The sequence below is a fragment of the Streptomyces sp. NPDC044921 genome (genome assembly GCF_056432865.1).
In genome coordinates this window covers 21043-39991 of the sequence record NZ_JBWKIF010000014.1, presented here as the reverse complement: position 1 = coordinate 39991, position 18949 = coordinate 21043, and the positions used below count along the sequence as shown (strand labels likewise).

At 76.2% G+C, this 18949-nt stretch carries 1 protein-coding gene; it reads right to left on the bottom strand.

What is annotated here, in order from left to right:
- Positions 1-10 precede the first annotated feature (10 nt).
- Positions 11-18670: a non-ribosomal peptide synthetase gene (locus tag AC07DA_RS22310; protein WP_479129914.1), complete on the bottom strand. Its 18660-nt coding sequence runs from the start codon at positions 18668-18670 to the stop codon at positions 11-13.
- Positions 18671-18949 lie beyond the last annotated feature (279 nt).

The following is an 18949-nucleotide window of genomic DNA, read 5'->3' as shown; positions in this document are numbered from 1 at the left end:
CGTCCGGTCCTCACCGTTCTTCGTGGTCGCTGTCGCCGCGTGCGGCGTCTTCGAGTTCGCTCAGCACCTGTTCCTCCACCAGGTCCGCCAGGGCGGCGACGGTGCGGCCCACCAGGACGTCGCGGGGCGTGAGGTGCACGCCGAAGGCGTCGTTGGCGCGGGAGGCGATGAGCAGGGCGCGCAGGGAGTCGCCGCCCAGGGCGAAGAAGTCGTCCTCCGCGCCCACGGTGGTCTCCAGGGCCTCCTCCCACAGGGCGGCGACGGCCTCCTCGGTGGGTGTGCGGGGCGGTACGTACCCGGCGTCCGGCTGTCGCGTCTCCGGGCCGGGGGCGGGCAGCGCGGCCCGGTCGGTCTTGCCGTTCTCCGTCAGCGGGAAGCGGTCCATGACCACGAACGCCGAGGGCACCATCGGGCCGGGCAGGGTGCGGGCGGCGAGGGCCCGCAGGTCCGCGCCGGAGGGCGGTTCGGCGCCGGGGGCGACGAGCACGTGGGCCACCAGGCGCGGCAGCCCCGGTTCGTCCTCCCGCACGCCCACCACGGCGTCCAGGACGGCCGGGTGGCGCACCAGGGTGGCCTCCACCTCGCCGGCCTCGATGCGGTGGCCGCGCAGCTTGAGCTGGTGGTCGGTGCGGCCCAGGTAGTGCAGTTCGCCGCGGGCGTCGCGGCGCACGACGTCGCCGGTGCGGTACATGCGGGCGCCGGGCGGCCCGAACGGGTCGGCGGTGAAGCGGGTCGCCGTCAGGCCGGGGCGGCCCAGGTAGCCGCGGGCCAGGGCCGGTCCGGCGAGCCACAGTTCGCCGGGCACGCCGTCGGGGACGGGGCGCAGGCGATCGTCGAGGACGTAGGCGGCGGTGGCGGGCAGGGCGCGGCCGATGGGCGGTGCGGCGCCGTCCGGTTCCAGCGGATCGGACCAGGTGGCGACGACGGTGGCCTCGGTGGGCCCGTAGGAGTTGACCATGCGGTGGTGCGGTGCCCACCGGGCGACCAGTTCGGCCCGGCAGGCGTCCGCGCCGACGATCAGGGTGTGCAGGTCGGGCAGGGTGCCGGGGGTGTCCGGCGGGAGGGTGGCGAGCGCGGCGGGCGGCAGCAGGGTGTGTGTGATGCGCGCGCCGCGCAGGACGCCGGCCAGTTCGGCGCCGAGCAGCGGGCCCTGCGGGGGTACGACGAGTGCCGCGCCGTGCGGCAGGGACATGCACAGCTCCAGCACCGAGGCGTCGAAGCTGGGCGTGGCGAAGGCCAGCACGCGGTCCCCGGCGCTCACGTGGTAGTGCGCGGCCTCGGCGGCGGCGAACGCGGCCAGTCCCCGGTGGGTGACGACGACCCCCTTGGGGGTGCCGGTGGAACCGGAGGTGTAGATGACGTACGCCGGGTCGTCGAGGTGCAGCGGGCGGACGCGGTCGGTGTCGGCGGGCCGGTGGCCGGGCGTGCCGCCGGGCGGCGCGGCGAGCAGGCCGGCGACCTCCTCGGCGGTCAGCGTGACGGCGGGCCGCGCGTCGCGCAGCATCAGCGCGACCCGCTCGGCCGGGTAGCCGGGGTCCACCGGGAGGAACGCGGCGCCCGCCTTGGCCACGGCGAGCTGTGCGAGGACCATGTCCGCCGAGCGCGGCAGGACCAGCGCGACGATGTCGCCGGGCCCCGCACCGCGAGCGATCAGCCGGTGGGCGAGCAGGTTGGCCCGGGCCTCCGTCTCGGCGAAGGTGAGAGTCGACCCCTCCGTGTCCAGGGCGAGTCGGTCGGGCCACCGGTCGATGGCGGCCTCGATCAGGGCGGGCAGCGTCGCCGGGGGCGGCGGCGCCAGGTGCGGGCGGGCGGGTCCGTGCAGCAGCCGGTGGCGTTCGGCAGGCGGCAGCACGTCCACCCCGTGCAGCGGCGTCTCGTCACCGGACGCGGCCAGGGCGGTCAGGGCGTGCATCAGCCGGTCGGTCAGCGCTCGGGCCGTGCTCTCCTCGAAGTACCGCGGGTCGTAGCCGAGTTCCACGCTCAGCTCGTCGCCGGGCGAGATCACCACGGTGAGCGGGTAGTTGGTGGCCTCGCGGGCGTCCAGGCCGCGCACGCGCACGCCGTGCGCACCGGCGGTGGCGTCGCCGACCGGGTAGTTCTCGAACACCAGCAGGCTGTCGAACAGGGGTGTGCCGGGGGGCAGTTCGCTCCACTGGTGGAGGTCCGTCAGCGGCACGTGGTCGAAGCGCCGGTCCTCGGCGCGGGCGGCCTGCAGCTCCCGCAGCCAGGCGGTGCACGCCGTGGCCTCGTCCACGGTGACCCGCGCGGGCAGGGTGGTGATGAACAGGCCGGTGATGGTGTCCGCGCCCGGCAGGTCGGCGGGCCGGCCGGAGACGGTGGTGCCGAAGCACACCTCCCGCTCGCCGCCGGTGCGCGCAAGCAGCAGCGCCCAGGCGCCCTGGACCAGGGAGTTGAGGGTGAGCCGGTGGCGGCGGGCGAAGTCGGTCAGCCGGGCGGTGCCGTCCGCGTCGAGCCGCTGCGACAGCCAGGTGCCCGACCGGGCGGCGGCGCCGGGGGCGGGCCTGCGGTCGTACGGCAGCGGAGTCGGCGCCGTGTACCCGGCGAGGGCGGCCTTCCAGTGCTCCTCGGCGGCCGCGGTGTCCCGGCCGGCCAGCCAGGCGGCGTAGTCCGCGAAGGGCCGCCGCCGCGGCAGCCGCGGCTCGGTCCCGGCGGCGAGCGCGGCGTGCGCCTGAAGGACGTCCGACAGCACGTGGAAGACGCTCCAGCCGTCCAGCAGCACGTGGTGGAAGGTCCACACCACGCGCACCTGGTCCGGGCCGAGCCGGATCAGGGTGACGCGCAGCAGCGGGGGGCGGTGCAGGTCGATGCCGCGGGCGCGGTCCTCGTCGAGCAGCCGCTTCAGCGCGCCCTCCCGCCGCGCCGGGTCGAGGTCGGCCCAGTCGAGCCGGGTGACGGGCAGGGGGACGCGGCGGTGCACGGTCTGCAGCGGCGCCTGCACCCCGGTCAGGGCGACGGCGGTGCGCAGCACGGGCGTGGCGTCCACGACGTGCTGCCAGGCGTCCGACAGCAGCGCGGGGTCGCGCACGCCGTCGGCGACGAAGGTGATCTGCTCGACGTACAGGCCCTCGCCGGGCTCGTCCATGCCGTGCACGACCATGCCGGTCTGGGTGGGGGTCAGCGGGTAGACGTCCGTCACGTCCTGCCCGTCGCCGACGAGCCGGTCGACGGCGGCCTGGTCCAGCGCGGCCAGCGGGAAGTCGGACGGGGTGCGCCCGCCCGCGCCGGGCTCGGCGCAGTGCCGGACGATGCGGCGCAGTTCCCCGGCCGTCTCCTCGGCGAGGCGGGCGACGGTGTCCCGCCGGTGCGCCGCGCGGGAGTACGACCAGGTGAACTCGAGCCGCTTGTCGGTGACCCGGCCGAGCACGTCGATGAGGTGGGGCCGGTCCGCCGAGCGGTCCATGCCGCCGGTCAGGCCCTCGTGGGGCGCGCGCAGCAGTCCGTCCCCGGTGGCGCTCCAGTCCTGCTGCCCGAGGTAGTTGAAGCCCACCTGCGGCAGGTCGGGCAGTTCGGGTCCCGCCGGGTGCAGGTGCCGCAGCGCGCCGTAGCCCACTCCCCCGCGCGGTACGGCCCGCAGGTTCTCCTTGACGGTCTTGAGCGCGGTGCCGAGGTCCGCGTCGCGGGGCACGTCGAGGCCCACGGGGAACATGGTGGTGAACCAGCCGACGGTGCGGGAGAGGTCGACCCGGTCGAAGAGGTCTTCGCGGCCGTGGCCCTCCAGGGCGACCACCACCCGGTCCTGTCCGGTCCAGCGGGCGAGGACCCGGCCGAGCGCGCACAGCAGGACGTCGTTGACGCGCGTGCGGTAGGCCTCGGGGACCTCCTTCAGGAGGCGCTCGGTCTCCTCGGCGTCGAGGCTCACCGTCACGGTCTCCTCGTCGGCGGCGGTGTTGCCGCCGGGGAGGTCGGCCGGCAGGGCCGTCGGGTGCAGGGCGCTCCAGTGGGCGACCTCGTCGTCGAAGCCGCCGTCGGCGGTGTGCGCGGCCAGGCGCCGGGCCCAGTCGCGGAAGGAGGTGGTCTTCGCGCCCAGGTCGGGGGTCTCGCCGGCGCGCAGCGCCCGGTGGGCGCCGGCGAGGTCTTCGAGGATGACCCGCCAGGACACCGCGTCGACGACCAGGTGGTGGGCGGCCAGCAGCAGGACGGGCGGCCGGTCGCCGTCCCGGTGGCACAGGGCGGCCTTCAGCAGCGGCCCGCGCGCCAGGTCGAACCCGGCGCAAAGCCCGGCGGCGACGGCGGCCGGGTGCCCGGGCGCGTGCACCTCCAGGTGCGGCTCGGTGCCGGGCGGTGTGCCCAGCTGCCTCCACCGGCCCTCACCGGCCACTTCGTAGCGCATGCGCAGCGCGTCGTGCTGCTCCAGCACCGTGGCGAGGGCGGCGCGCAGCAGTGTCTCCTCGGTGCCGGGCGCCACCTCGAAGGAGACCGCCTGCGTGAAGCGGGCCGGATCGCCGGTGAGGGTGTCGAACAGCCAGTGCTGTACGGGCGTGAGGGGGACGTCCCCGACGACCGGGCCCTGGTCGGCCACGACGGCGGGACCGGCCGGTGACTCGTCGACCGCGGCGGCGAGTTCGGCGACCGTCTGGTACTGGAACAGGTGCCGGGGGGTGAGGGCCAGTCCGGCCCGGCGGGCCGCGGAGACGATCTGGATGCCGAGGATGGAGTCGCCGCCGAGCGCGAAGTAGTTGTCGGTCGCGCCCACTTCGGGCACGCCCAGCACCTCGGCCCAGATCCCGGCGAGGGCCCGCTCGGTGGCGGTGCGCGGCGGCCGGGTGTCCTGCGGAGTGACGGCAGCGGACCACTGCGGTTCCGGCAGGGCGCGCCGGTCCAGCTTGCCGGTGGCGCCCAGCGGCAGCCGCTCCAGGGGCACCACGGCCGCCGGGACCAGGTGGTCGGGCAGGGTCCCGGCGAGGAACGCCCGCAGTTCGGCCGGTGCCGGGAGGTCGCCGCCGCGCGGCACCGCGTAGCCGACGAGGCGCTTGTGGCCGTCGTGTTCGACGACGCGGGCGGCGGCCGCGGCGACCTGCGGGTGCCGGGCCAGCGCGGCCTCCAGCTCGCCGAGTTCGATGCGGAAGCCGCGCACCTTCACCTGGTCGTCGGTGCGGCCCAGGTACAGCAGGTCGCCGTCGGCGGTCCAGCGGACCAGGTCGCCGGTGCGGTACATGCGGCCGCCGGGCGGGCCGAAGGGGTCGGCGAGGAAGCGGCCGGCGGTCAGGCCGGGCCGGTTGAGGTAGCCGCGGGCCACCCCGGTCCCGGCGAGGTACAGCTCCCCGGGCGCCCCGACGGGCACCGGCCGCATGCGGGCGTCGAGGACGTAGGCGCGGGCGCCGCCGACGGGCCGGCCGATGGGCGGGACCCGGTCGGGGTCGGCCGGGTCGCAGGTGAAGGCGGTGGCGTAGACGGTGGCCTCGGTGGGGCCGTAGATGTTCATCACGCGGCAGCCGGGGATCGCCGCGCGCACCTGCTGGACGGCGCGGGCGGGCAGGGCCTCGCCGGCCAGGACGACGGTGTCGGCGCCGACGTGCACGGTGTCCTCGGCCAGCAGCCTGCCGAGGGCGGAGGGCACGGCGCTGAGCAGGCCCGCCCGCCAGGGCTCGGGCCGCTCGGCGAGGGCCAGCAGGTCGCGGACGACCTCCACGCGGCCGCCCGCCAGCAGCGGCGAGAAGATCTCGAACACCGACACGTCGAAGTTGAGCGAGGTGGAGGCCACCACGTGGGCGAGCCCGCGGCCGGTGAACTCGGCGGCGGCCCAGTCGGTCAGCGCCACCACCGAGGCGTGCGGGACGACGACGCCCTTGGGCCGGCCGGTGGAGCCGGAGGTGTGGATGACGTAGGCGGGGTGGTCCGGCAGCAGCCGGGCGCGCCGCTCGTCGTCGCCGAGGGGCGCGGCGGACGCGGCGGCCAGCCGGGTGGCGCAGGCCGGGTCGTCCAGGGCGATCCGCGCGTACGGGCCGTCCGGCAGCCGCGCGGAGGTCTCCGCGCAGGTGATCACCGCGTCGGGGTGTACGTCCTCGAAGAGGAACGCGATGCGCTCCGCCGGGTATCCGGGGTCGACGGGCAGGTAGGCGGCGCCGCTCTTGAGGACCGCCAGGAGTGCCACGATCAGGTCGGCGGTGCGGGGCAGGGCCAGGGCGACGAACCGCTCGGGTCCGGCCCCGGCCTCGATCAGCAGGCGCGCGAGCCGGTTGGCGCGCTCGTCGAGCTGCCGGTACGTGAGGTGGTCGGCGCCGGCGCTGACGGCGGGCGCGTCGGGGGTGCGGGCGGCCTGGGCCGCGAACGCGTCCGGCAGCGTACGCCGCGGGAGCGGCGCGCCCGGCCCGGCGAGGCGGTCCAGCAGGCGGCGTCCGGCGGCCGGTTCGAGCGGGGCCAGGTCGGCCAGGCTGCGGTCGGCGCCGGCGGCGACCTGCGTCAGGAGGGTGCGCAGGCTCGCGCCGATCCCCTCGACGGTGGCCGCGTCGAAGGCGGCGGGGTCGTAGTCGAGGCTGACGGTGACGTCGTCGCCGGGGGCGACGACCACGCTGAGCGGGTAGCTGGTCGGCTCGACGTCGCGCTCCTGCTCGACGGCGAGTCCGTGCCGGGCCAGGGCGCCCGCGTCGAACGGGTAGTTCTCGAAGACGACGATGCTGTCGAACAGGCCGGTGCCGCCGGGCACTTCGCTCCACGACTGCAACTGGGCCAGGGACACGAAGTCGTGGCGGCGCGACTCCGACTGGGCGGCCTGCAGTTCGCGCAGCCACTCCAGCAGGGGGCGCCGCCGGTGGACGCGCAGCCGGGTGGGCAGGGTGTTGATGAACAGCCCCACCATGGAGGTCACGCCGGGCAGTTCGGCCGGGCGGCCGGACACGGTCGTGCCGAAGACGACGTCGTCGCCGCCGCCGTAGTGGTGCAGCAGCAGCCCCCAGGCGCCCTGGAGCACCGTGTTGACGGTCAGCCCGGCCCGCTGGGCGGTGTCCCTCAGCCGCGCCGAGACCTCCGTGCCGAGAGTCACCCGCACCGTGCCCGAGGAGGACGCGCGGTGGGCGTCGGCGGGGCGCCGGTCGCGGGGCAGTTCGGTGGGCACGGCGAATCCGGCGAGGGTGTCGCGCCAGTGCTGTTCCGCCCGGGCGGTGTCCTGGGCGGCCAGCCACTCCAGGTAGCGGGCGAAGGGGGCCCGGCCGGGCACCTGCGGACGGCGGCCGGCCCTCTGGGCCGCGTACCGTTCGCACACCTCGTCGAAGACCTGGGCCGCGCTCCAGCCGTCGAGGAGCACGTGGTGGAACGTCCACACCATGCGCACCCGGTCCGGTGCCAGCCGGATCAGCGCCAGGCGCATCAGCGGGGCCGCGCCGAGGTCGATCCCTGCTTCGCGGTCCGCGTCGAGCAGGGCTTCCGTCTCGCGGGCGCACCGCTCGGCGGACCACCCGGTCCAGTCGTGGTGGGTGACCGGCACGGCGGCCCGTCGCTGCACCACCTGGAGGGGTTCGGCCGTCTCCTGCCACACCAGGCGGGTGCGCAGGATCGGGTTGGCGTCCGCCGTGCGCTGCCACGCCTCGGCGAGGGTGTGCGGGTCGGTGACGCCGTGCAGGACGACCTGCACCTGGTTGACGTAGGTGCGGCCCTCGGGGTCCATCAGGCTGTGGAACAGCATGCCCGCCTGCATCGGGGTCAGCGGGTACACGTCCTCGACGCCGCGGCCGTCGCCCACGACCCGGTCCACGGCCGCCTGGTCGAGCCGGGCCAGCGGGAAGTCCGAGGGGGTGCGGCCGCCGGCCTGGGGGGAGGCGCAGTGCGCGACGATCTCCTCCAGGCAGCGCAGCATGCCCTCGGCGAGGGAGGCGACGGTCTCCTCGCGGTGGCGGCCGCCGCTGTAGTGCCAGGTGATCTCCAGCTCGTCGTCCTCGACGCGGGCCACCACGTCCAGCAGGTGCGGACGCGGCGCCCCGGGGTCCTCCGCGCCGTCCAGGCCGCCGGGTACGGCCCGGACCAGCTGGGCGTCGGGGGCGGACCAGTCGAACCGGCCCAGGTAGTTGAAGCTGATGCCGGGCATCGGCGCGGCGGCGAGCCGTTCGTCGTCCGCGAGGTGGCGCAGGGCGCCGTAGCCGATGCCCCGGTCGGGCACCGCCCTCAGCTGTTCCTTCACGGCCTTCAGCGCGGCGCCCCAGTCCCCTTCGGGCAGGTCGAGGGCTACGGGGAAGAGGCTGGTGAACCAGCCGACCGTGCGGGACAGGTCGACGTCGTCGAAGTGCCGGTCCTCACGGCCGTGGCCCTCCAGGCCCACGGCGACGGTGCGGTGGCCGGTCCAGTCGGCCAGGACGCGGCCGAGGGCGGTCAGCAGGACGTCGTCGACGCGGGTGCGGTACACGCCGGGGACCTCGCGCAGGAGCTCCTCGGTGCGCTGCCGGTCGAGGCGTACGGTGACGGCGCGCAGGTCGGCGACGGTGTTGCCGCCGTCGAGGTCGACCGGCAGCGGTTCGGCGCAGTGGCGCGAGACGTCCGCCCAGTGGGCGCGCTGCGCGGCGAGGTCCGCCTCGCCGGTGCGGGCGGTGAGCCGCCGCACCCACTCCCGCACGGACGTGGTGCGCTGCGGCAGCCGGACCGGCTCACCGGCCCGGGCCTGCCGGTAGGCGGTCTCCAGGTCCTCCAGCAGGACGCGCCAGGAGACGCCGTCGACGATCAGGTGATGGGCCGTCAGCAGCAGGCGCGGCGACCGGCCGCCGCCGGTGAAGAGGCGGGCGGCGATCAGCGGCCCGGTGTCCAGCCGGAAGCCGGTGTGCGCCTCGTGGGACAGGCGGGCCTCGGCCTGCTCGGCGGCGTGGGCGTCCTGACCGCTCAGGTCGTGCACCCGCAGCAGTTCCGGAACGCCGGCGTCCGCGTCGGCGTACTCCTGGCGCCAGGTGCCGTCCGCTGCGCGGGTGAAGCGGGCGCGCAGGGCGTCGTGGTGGGTCCACAGCGCGGCGAGAGCGGCCTTCAGCGCGCCGGGGTCGGCGTCCTCGGGCGTCTCGACGACCACCGACTGGTTGAAGTACTCCGGACGCGGGAGCCCGGCGTCGAGGAACCAGTGCTGGATCGGTGTGAGGGCGACCTCCCCCGACACCGGCCCGGTGCCCGCCACGGTCGCGGCGGCCCCGGTCGACGCGGCGGCCAGGTCGGCGAGCACGGGGTGACGGAACAGGTCCCTCGGGGTGAGCGCCAGTCCCGCGGTGCGGGCGCGGGAGACGACCTGGATGCTGACGATCGAGTCGCCGCCCAGCATGAAGAAGTGGTCGTCCAGGCCCACCCGTTCCACGCCCAGCAGGTCGGCCCAGATGCCGGCGAGCACCCGTTCGGCCTCGGTGCGCGGCGCGCGGTGGGCGGTCTCGGCCGCCGCCGACCACTCGGGTTCGGGCAGCCGGCGCCGGTCGACCTTCCCGTTCGCGGTGAGGGGCAGCGCGGGCAGGGTGACGAACGCGGCCGGGACCATGTAGTCCGGCAGTTCCGCGGCGACGTGGTCACGCAGCCCGGCCGCCTGCGGCACGGCTGCCCCGGGGGCCGGCACCACGTGCGCGACCAGGCGCTTGCGTCCCTCGTGCCGTGAGACCGACACGACCGCCTCGGCGATCGCCGGGTGGGCGGTGAGCCGGGCCTCGATCTCGGCGGGCTCGACGCGGAAACCGCGGATCTTGATCTGGTCGTCGGCGCGTCCCACGAAGTGCAGTTCGCCGCCGGCGCTCCAGCGCACGATGTCGCCGGTGCGGTACATCCGTCCGCCGGGCGGCCCGTAGGGGTCGGCCAGGTAGCGGGCGGCGGTGGCGCCGGGGCGTCCGGCGTACCCACGCGCCAGTCCGGCGCCGGCGAGGTACAGCTCTCCCGGCACACCGGGCGGTTGCGGCTGGAGCGCGCCGTCCAGGACGTAGACGCGGGTGTCGTCGAGGGGGCGGCCGATGGGGAGTGTCGCGGGCAGCGGGTCACCGGCGCGGAAGGGCCGCCGGGTGGCGAAGGTGGTGGTCTCGGTCGGGCCGTACACGTCGACGACGATGAGGCCGGGGCAGGCGTCCAGCACGCGTTGTACCGCGGCGCCGGGCACGGCCTCGCCGCCCGTCCACACCTCCCGGGCACCACGCAGGCAGGCGGGGTCCTCCTGGGCGAACAGGCGGAACAGGCCGACCGTCAGGAACAGGCAGCTCACGCCCTGTTCGGTGATCACGTGGCGGACGGCGGCGGCGTCCAGGTCGCCCGGCGGGGCGAGGACGGCCGTGCCGCCGCGCAGCAGCGGCACCCACAGCTCGTAGGTGGAGGCGTCGAAGGCGTGCGGCGAGTGCACCAGGACGCGGTCGTGGCCGGCGAAGGCCCGGTCCAGGGCCAGCGCGGCGACGTCCCGCTGCCGTACGGCCACGCCCTTGGGGGCGCCGGTGGAGCCGGAGGTGAACATGAGGTACTGGACGTTGTCCGGGTGCACGCGCGGCACGGAGGCGAGGTCCGCTGTCGGGCCGCCGGTGTCCGAATCCGGGCACAGGACGCGTCCGTCCGGGAGCAGGTCCGCGGCCGTCTCGTGCCACTCCGCGTCCGTGAGCAGCAGGCCCGCGCCGGCCTCCGCGAGCATCGTGCGCAGCCGTTCCCGGGGAGCGCGTCCGTCGAGCGGGACGTACACGCCGCCGAGGCGGGCGAGGGCGAGCTGGGTGACCACGAGGGCGACCGAGCGGTCCATCAGCACGCCGACGGCGGCCTCCGGACGCACCCCGAGCGCGGCCAGGCGGCCGGCCAGGGCCGCCGCCCGGGCGTCGAGGTCGCGGTAGGTCAGCCGCTCGGCGCCGGCCAGCAGCGCGGGGGCCTCGGGGGTGCACTCCGCCTGCGCGGCGAAGAGGTCGGCGGTGGTCGCGGCGGGGGTGCCGGCGGCCGTGTCGTTCCAGGTGCGGAGCACCTGCTCACGGCGGGCGGCCGTCAGCAACGGCAGGCGCGCGGGGGTGCGCTGCGGGGTGGCGGCGAAGCCCTCCAGCAGGACGGTGAGGTACTCGGCCATCCGCTCGACGGTGGCGGCGTCGAAGAGCTCCGGGTCGTAGCCGAGGCGCAGGGCGAGTTCCGTGCCGGGGTAGGCGACCAGGCTGAGCGGGTAGTTGGTGGTCTCGATCCCGTCCAGACCGGTGAGCCGGAGGCCGTGCGCGGCGGCGAGGCCGTCGTCGACCGGGTAGTTCTCGAACACGACGATGCTGTCGAACAGGGCGGCCCGTTCGGGCAGTTCGGTGTAGGCCGTCATGCGGTGCAGCGGCACGTGGTCGTGGCGCCGGTCCTCGCTCTGCTCCTGCTGGAGCCGGGCCAGCCAGGTGAGCAGCGGCTCGTCGCGCGGCACGGTCACGCGGGTGGGCAGGGTGGCGATGAACAGGCCGGTGATGGCGTCGGCCCCGGGCAGCTCGGGCGGCCGGCCGGAGACCGTGGTGCCGAAGACCACCTCGTCGCGGCCCGTCTGACGACCCAGCAGCATCGCCCAGGCGCCCTGGACGAGGGTGCTCATCGTGAGGCCCGCCGTCCTGGCCACGTCCTGCAGCGCCTTCGTGGCGGCCTCGGACAGGGCGACGCGGACCGCCGCCGTCGACTCGGCGCGGTGGCTCTCGCGGGGCTCGCGGTCGAAGGGCAGCGCGGTGGTCTCGGCCAGGCCGTTCAGGCGGGTCCGCCAGTGCCGTTCGCCCTCGGCCGCGTCGACGCGTTCCCGCAGCCAGGCGACGTAGTCACGGAACGGGCGGCGCTCGGGCAACGGCGGCACCTGCGTGCCGCCGGACGCGCCCGCGTGGCAGGTGAACACGTCGGAGAGGACCTGGAACAGGCTCCAGCCGTCCAGGATCAGGTGGTCGAAGGACCACACGACACGCACCGCGCGGTCGGAGACCCGGGCCAGCACCAGCCGCTGGAGCGGGGCGCGGGTCAGGTCGACGCCCCGGGCGCGGTCGCTGTCGAGCAGGTCGCGCAGCCGCTCGTCCTGCTCGGCGGCGGTCAGGCCGCGCCAGTCGGGCAGTTCCACCGGCACGGCTGCGCGGCGCTGCACCACGAGCAGTGGCTCGGGCACGTCCTGCCACACCACCCGTGACCGCAGCACCGGAGTGCGGTCGGTGACCTGCTGCCAGGCGTCCGCCAGCACGTGCGGGTCGGGGACGCCGTCGAGGACGAACGTCAGCTGCTGGAAGTACACGCCGCGGTCGTCCTGGGAGAGCCGGTGGAAGAGCATGCCGGCCTGGGTGGGCGTGAGGGGGTGGACGTCCTCGACGCCGGCGGGGTCCTCCCCCGTGATGCGGTCGACGTGGCTCTGGTCGAGCCGGGCCAGCGGGAAGTCCGAGGGGGTGCGTCCGGCGGCGCCGGGGCGGGCCGCGTACCGGGCGAGACCGGCCAGCGCGTCGGCGTAGCGTTCCGCGAGGCCGGCGACGGTCTCCGGCCGGTGCAGCTGGTCCGAGTAGAACCAGGTGAACTCCAGGCTGTCGCCGTCCAGCCGCCCCACGACCTCCAGGGGGTGCGGGCGCGGCGAGGCGGGATCGGCGTCCAGCTCCAGCGGGCGCACCAGCCCGCGGTACAGGCCCGCGGAGGTGTCCGACAGGCCGAACCGGCCGAGGTAGTTGAAGCTGATCTGCGCGCTGGTCGCGGGCAGGGGTGCGTCGTCGCGGCCCGGCAGGGTCAGGGCGCCGTGGCCGATGCCGTGCCGGGGCACGGCGCGCAGGTGTTCCTTGACCTGCTTGAGCACGCTGTCCCAGGCCGCCTCGGGCGGGACGGCCAGGGCGACGGGGTGGCGGGTGGTGAACCAGCCGACGGTGCGGCTGGTGTCGACGTCGCCGAAGAGGTCCTCGCGGCCGTGTCCTTCGACGTCGACCAGCACCCGGTCGTGGCCGCTCCAGTGACACAGCACCCGGCCGAGTGCGGCGAGCAGGACGTCGTTGGCCCGGGTGCGGTACGTCTCCGGCAGGGTCCGCAGCAGCAGCCGGGTGTCCTCGGGGCCGATCCGCACCGTCACCGAGCGCTGGGAGGCGTAGGTGTTGCTGCCCTCCCGGTCCGCCGGCAGAGCCGCCCGGGCGGCTTCCGTCTCGCGGATCCAGTACGCCCTCTCGTCGTCGAAGCCGCCGGCGGCCGTGTGCGCGGCCAGGCGCTCGGCCCACTGCCGCAGCGAAGAGGACTTGCGGGGCAGCTCGGCCGCGCCGTCCCGGCCCGCACGGCGGGCGTGGTAGGCGCGTTCGAGGTCTTCGAGGAGCAGGCGCCAGGAGACGCCGTCGACGACGAGGTGGTGGACGGACAGGTGCAGGACGGGCGGCCGTCCGTCGCCCCGGTCGTGCAGGACGGCGCGCAGCAGCGGCCCCTGGCGCAGGTCGTACCGGCCGAGGTGCGGGGTGTCGGTGTCCGGGCCGGTGTGGCGGGTGAGGCCGCAGCGGACGGCCGGGCCGTCGATGAACCACCGCACGCCCGTGTCGTCGGCGGGGAAGCGGGAGCGCAGCGCGTCGTGGTGCGTCACCACGTCGTCGAGGGCGGCTTGGAGCGCGTGCGCGTCGACGTCGGCGGGCAGCTCCACCGAGAGGGTCTGGGCGAAGTGCCCGGCCCGCTCGCCGGTGCTGTCGAAGAGCCAGCGCTGGATGGGGGTCAGCGGCGCGGTGCCGGTGGCGTCGACGGGGGCGGCCGGGGCGGCGGTCCGGTGACGGCCCGTCTCGTCGGCGCGGCGGGCCAGGGCGGCGAGCGTCTGGTGCTGGTAGAGATCCCGCGAGCTGATCGCCAGGCCCGCCTGCCGGGCCTGGGCCACGACCTGGATGCCGAGGATGGAGTCGCCGCCCAGCGCGAAGAAGTTGTCGTCCGCCCCGACCCGTTCCACGTGCAGGACACCGGCCCAGACGGCGGCGAGCGTGCGCTCGGTGGGGGTGCGGGGCGCGACGTGGCGGGCGGCGGGTGCGGCCGGCGCCGGGTCGGGGAGCCGGCCGCGGTCCAGCTTGCCGTTGGGGTTGAGCGGCAGGGCGGGCAGCACCACGACGGCCGAGGGGACCATGTAGTCGGGCAGGGTGCGCCCGAGTTCGCGGCGTACGGCCTCGGGCTCCACCCGGGCGCCGGGGGCGGGGACCACGTATCCGGCCAGGCGGCGGTGGCCGTCGCCGTCGCGGACGGTGGCGGCGGCTTCGGCGACGCCCGCGCAGCCGCGCAGGGCCTCCTCCACCTCACCGAGTTCGATGCGGAAGCCGCGCACCTTGACCTGCTGGTCGACGCGCCCCAGGTACTCGAGCCGGCCGTCGGCGCTCCAGCGCACCAGGTCGCCCGTGCGGTACATGCGGTCCCCGGGAGCGCCGAACGGGTCGGCGACGAAGCGGGCGGCGGTCAGGCCGGGGCGGTGCAGGTAGCCGCGCGCGAGTCCGCCGCCGCCCAGGTACAGCTCGCCGGTGACGCCCGGCGGCTGCGGGCGCAGCAGGCGGTCCAGGACGTAGGCGCGGGTGCGGGCGACGGGACGGCCGATGGGGGGCGCCTGGTCGGGGACGGTGCCGCCGGCGAACCAGGCGGTGGCGTAGACGGTGGCCTCGGTGGGGCCGTAGATGTTCGCCACCTCGGCGTCGGGCATGACGTCCTTGATGTCGCGGACGGTCCGGGCGGGCAGGGCCTCGCCGGCCAGGACGACGGTGTCCGCCACGAGGGCGCCGTCCCCGAGCACCCGGGACAGCGCCGACGGCACGCCGCTGAGCAGTCCGGCCCGGCGCGGCCGGGAACCGTCGCTGGAAGCGGTGGCATCGGCCAGGGCGGTGAGGTCGGCGACCACTTCGACGCTGCCGCCGGCCAGCAGCGGGCACAGCAGCTCGAAGACGGACACGTCGAAGTTGAGGGAGGTGGAGGCGACGACGTGGGAGAACCCGCGCCCGCCGAACGTGTCCCCGGCCCAGGCGGCCAGCGCGGCCACGCTGCCGTGGGTGACGACCACGCCCTTGGGGCGGCCGGTGGAGCCGGACGTGTAGATGACGTAGGCGGGATGGGACGGATGCAGCGGTCGCGTCCGGTCGGCGTCGGTCAGGTCGGCGTCGGTCAGGTCGGCGTCGGTCAGGTCGGCGGTACCGGCATCGGTCGCGCCCGGCGCGTCGGCCCCAGCCGCGTCCGGGGTGTCGGCGTCGAAGGCCGCCACGTCCTCCAGCAGCAGCGGCCGGCAGCCCTCGGGGAGCGCGTGCGCCGTTTCCCGGGTGGCGAGGACGAGGGCGGGGGCCGCGTCGGCGAGCATGAAGCGGATGCGCTCGGCCGGGTAGCCGGGGTCGACGGGCAGGTATCCGGCGCCCGACTTCAGCACGGCCCACAGCGCCGGCACCAGGTCGGCGGTACGCGGCAGACACAGCGCCACCAGGGACTCCGGGCCCGCGCCGCGCGCCGCCAGCAGCCGGGCGAGACGGTTGGCGCGCCGGTTCAGCCCGGCGTAGTCCAGCCGGGTCCCACCGCAGGTGACGGCGGTCCGGCCGGGGGTCCGGGCCACCTGCTCCTCGAAGAGCGCGGGGAGCGTGGCGTCGTCGGTCCGGTCGCCGGCCGGAACGGGCGGGTTCCAGGAGTCCAGGAGCACGCGCCGCTCGTCCTCGGACAGCAGCGGGAGTTCGGCCAGCGTCCGCTGCGGGCCGTCCGCCATGCCTTCCAGCAGCCGGTGCAGCTGACGGCCCATCCGGGCCACGGTCGCCGAGTCGAACAGGTCGGTGTTGTACTCGACGGTCAGCTCGTGGCCGCCGTCGGCCCGGGGCGCGAACTCCAGCACGAGGTCGAAGCGGGCGGCCGGGCGGGGCAGGGGATGTTCCTCGATGCGTACCCCGGCGGCGGCCGGCGGCCGGGCGGGCGCCGCCTGCTGGACCACCAGCGCCTGCACCAGCGGAGTGCGGCTGGGGTCCCTGGGCGGGGCCAGTTCCTCGACCACCCGGTCGAAGGGCACGCCGTCGTGGGCGAACGCGTCCAGCACGGTGGCGCGCATGGTCTGCACGAACCGGTCCACCGTGGCGGCGTCGTCGACCTCGCCGCGCAGCACGACCGTGTTGGCGAAGAAGCCGGTCACGTCCTCCAGTTCGCGGCGGTCCCGCCCGTTGGTGACGGTGCCGAACGCCACGTCCCGCTGCCCGGAGTAGCGGGCGAACAGGACGGCCGCCGCCGCGGCGAACACGGTGAAGACGGTGGTGTCGCGGCCCGCGGCGAGCTGCCGCAGCCGGTCCGCCAGGTGGCGCGGTACCTCCTGGCGGTGGGCCGCGCCCGCGGTGGTGCGCACGGCGGGGCGCGGCCGGTCGGTGGGCAGGTCGAGCTGCTGGAGGCCGTCGAGGTGGCGTTTCCAGTAGGCGAGGTCGTCGGCGTGGGCGTCGGCGGTGTGCCGTGCGCGCTCCCACAGCGCGAAGTCCGGGTACTGCACGTCCGGCCGGGGCAGGCCGTCGGGTTCGCCCGCGGCCTCCGCGCGGTAGAGCGCGGCCAGGTCGCGGGTCAGGACGCCGACCGACCAGCCGTCGGTGACGATGTGGTGCTGGGCCAGCAGCAGTACGTGGTCCTCGGGGGCCCTGCGGACGAGCAGGGCCCGGGTCAGGGGTCCGGTCGTCAGGTCGTGGGGGCGGCGCAGTTCGTCGGTCAGCAGGCGTTCGACGGCCTGGTCCCGCCGCTCGGCGGGCACGTGCCCGACGTCGGTGGTGCCCAGCGGCAGCTGCGCCTCGGCGGCGACGAGCTGGACGGCCTGTCCGTCGACGGTGGCGAAGGTGGTGCGCAGGGAGTCGTGGCGGGCGGCGAGCCGGTGCAGGGCGCGTTCCAGGGCCGGCCTGTCGAGGGGGCCGCGCAGGCGCAGTGCCACGCCGGTGTTGTACTCGGTGCCGCCGTCGGCAAGGTCGTCGAGGAACCACAGGCGCCGCTGGGCGCTGGAGAGCGGGACGGGCCGCGAGCGCGGTGCGGAGGGGATCGGCTCCTGCGGGGCGGCGGCGGACGGGTCGGCGGTCAGCGGGGCGAGCGCGCCGACGGTCCGCGCGGTGAACACGTCGCGCAGGGTGAGCCGGGCGCCGAACGCCTCCCGGATGCGGGTCAGGGTGCGGGCCGCGAGGATCGAGTCGCCGCCCAGGTCGAAGAAGTCGTCGGTGACGCCGACGGCGTCGACGCCGAGGACGTCGGCCCAGATCGCGGCCAGGGTGCGTTCTTCGTCGGTGCGCGGTGCGACGTGCTGCTCGGCGGCCACGCCGCCGGGGGCGGGCAGCGCCCGCAGGTCGATCTTGTGCTGCGGGGTGAGCGGCAGCGCGTCCAGCACGACGACCGCCGAGGGCACCATGTGGGCCGGCAGGGCGGCGGTGAGGGCGGCGCGCAGCCGGGCCGGCTCGGGTCTGCGAGCGAGGGCGGCGGGGGTGACGTAGCCGATGAGGCGACCGCGGGCGGGTTCCTCGTCGCGGACCACGACGACGGCCTCCCGGACGTCCGGGTCCCGCGTCAGGGCTGCCTCGATCTCGCCGGGCTCGATGCGGAAGCCGCGGACCTTGACCTGCCGGTCCACCCGGCCGAGGAACTCGAGCTCGCCGTCGGCGCGTCGGCGCACCCGGTCACCGGTGCGGTAGAGCCGGGCGCCGGGCGTCCCGGAGGGGTGGGCGACGAACCGCGTCGCGGTCAGACCGGGGCGGCCCAGGTAGCCGCGGGCCAGGCCGTCGCCGCCCACGTACAGCTCGCCCTCGCCGCCGGGGGGCACCGGGCGCAGCGCCGCGTCCAGGACGTGCGCCTCGGTTCCGGGCAGCGGACGGCCGATGGCGGGCGTCCCGGTGCCGGCGGTGAGTGGCCCGGTCCAGGTGGCGACGATGGTGGCCTCGGTCGGCCCGTAGGAGTTGATCATGCGGCGGCCGGGTGCCCACCGGTCCACGAGCGCGGCCGGGCACGCCTCGGCGCCGACGATGAGGGTGCGCAGCGAGGGCAGGCCGCCGATGTCCGCCGGGTCGGGGAGCGTGGCGAGGGCGGCCGGCGGTACGAGGGCGTGGGTGATGCCGTGTTCGTCCAGGACGCCGGCGAGTTCGTCGCCGAGCCAGGGCCCGTGCGGCGGGACCACCAGCAGGGCGCCGGACAGCACGGAGATGAACAGCTCCAGTACGGAGGCGTCGAAGCTGGGCGAGGAGAACTGCAGCACGCGGTCGCCCGGGCCGACGGCGTAGCGTTCGGCGGCCGCCGCGGCGAAACCGGCGATGCCGCGGTGGGTGACGGTGACGCCCTTGGGTGTGCCGGTGGACCCCGAGGTGAAGATGACGTAGGCCGCGTGATCGGGGAGCGTCCGCCCCGGGACCGGGTCCGTCCCCGGCTCCTCGCCCTCCGTCAGTGCGCGGACCCGGTCGAGGTCGTCCAGCACGACGGCGGGCGCGGCGTCGGCGAGCATCAACGCCCGTCGTTCGGCCGGGTAGGCGGGGTCCACGGGCAGGAAGGCCGCACCGCTGAGGGCCACGGCCAGCTCGGCGGCGATCAGTTCCATCGAGCGCGGCAGGACCAGGGCCACCGTCCGCTCCGGTCCCGCGCCGTCCGCGACGAGGTGGGCGGCGAGCCGGCCGGCCCGCCGGGCGAGTTCCCCGTACGACCAGGTGGTCCGGCCGTCGGTGACCGCGGGGGCGTCCGGGTCGCGCGTCACCCACCCGGTGAACAGCTCGCCGAGCGGCACGTGGCGGGTGACGTCGCGGACGGGGGCCGGCGGGACGGTGCCGGCCGCTGGGGGGACGGGCGTGGCGGGGCGCGGGGCGTGCGGGTCCGTCATCGGGGTGCAGTCCTTCGGGCGGGGGCGGCGCACGGACCCGGCGCGCCCGCTCTCGGGCTGCCCGTGGGCACACCGGAGCGGTGCGGGGTCCTTGCGTTACGGGGCGGGTGCGGGGCGCGACCGGACGGTGCCGGTGCCGCGTTCGGCCGGAACGGTGTCCCTCCGGCGCGCGGTCGGGCACTGCCGGTCCGGCACACGATCGGACACTGCCGATCCGGCGCGCGGCCGGACACTGCCGATCCGGCACACGTCGGACACTGCCGGTCCGGCGCGCGGTCG

Bases quoted from the DNA above. Each gene is read 5' to 3' on its own strand.
- AC07DA_RS22310 (WP_479129914.1), bottom strand. From the start codon at position 18,670: ATGACGGACCCGCACGCCCCGCGCCCCGCCACGCCCGTCCCCCCAGCG.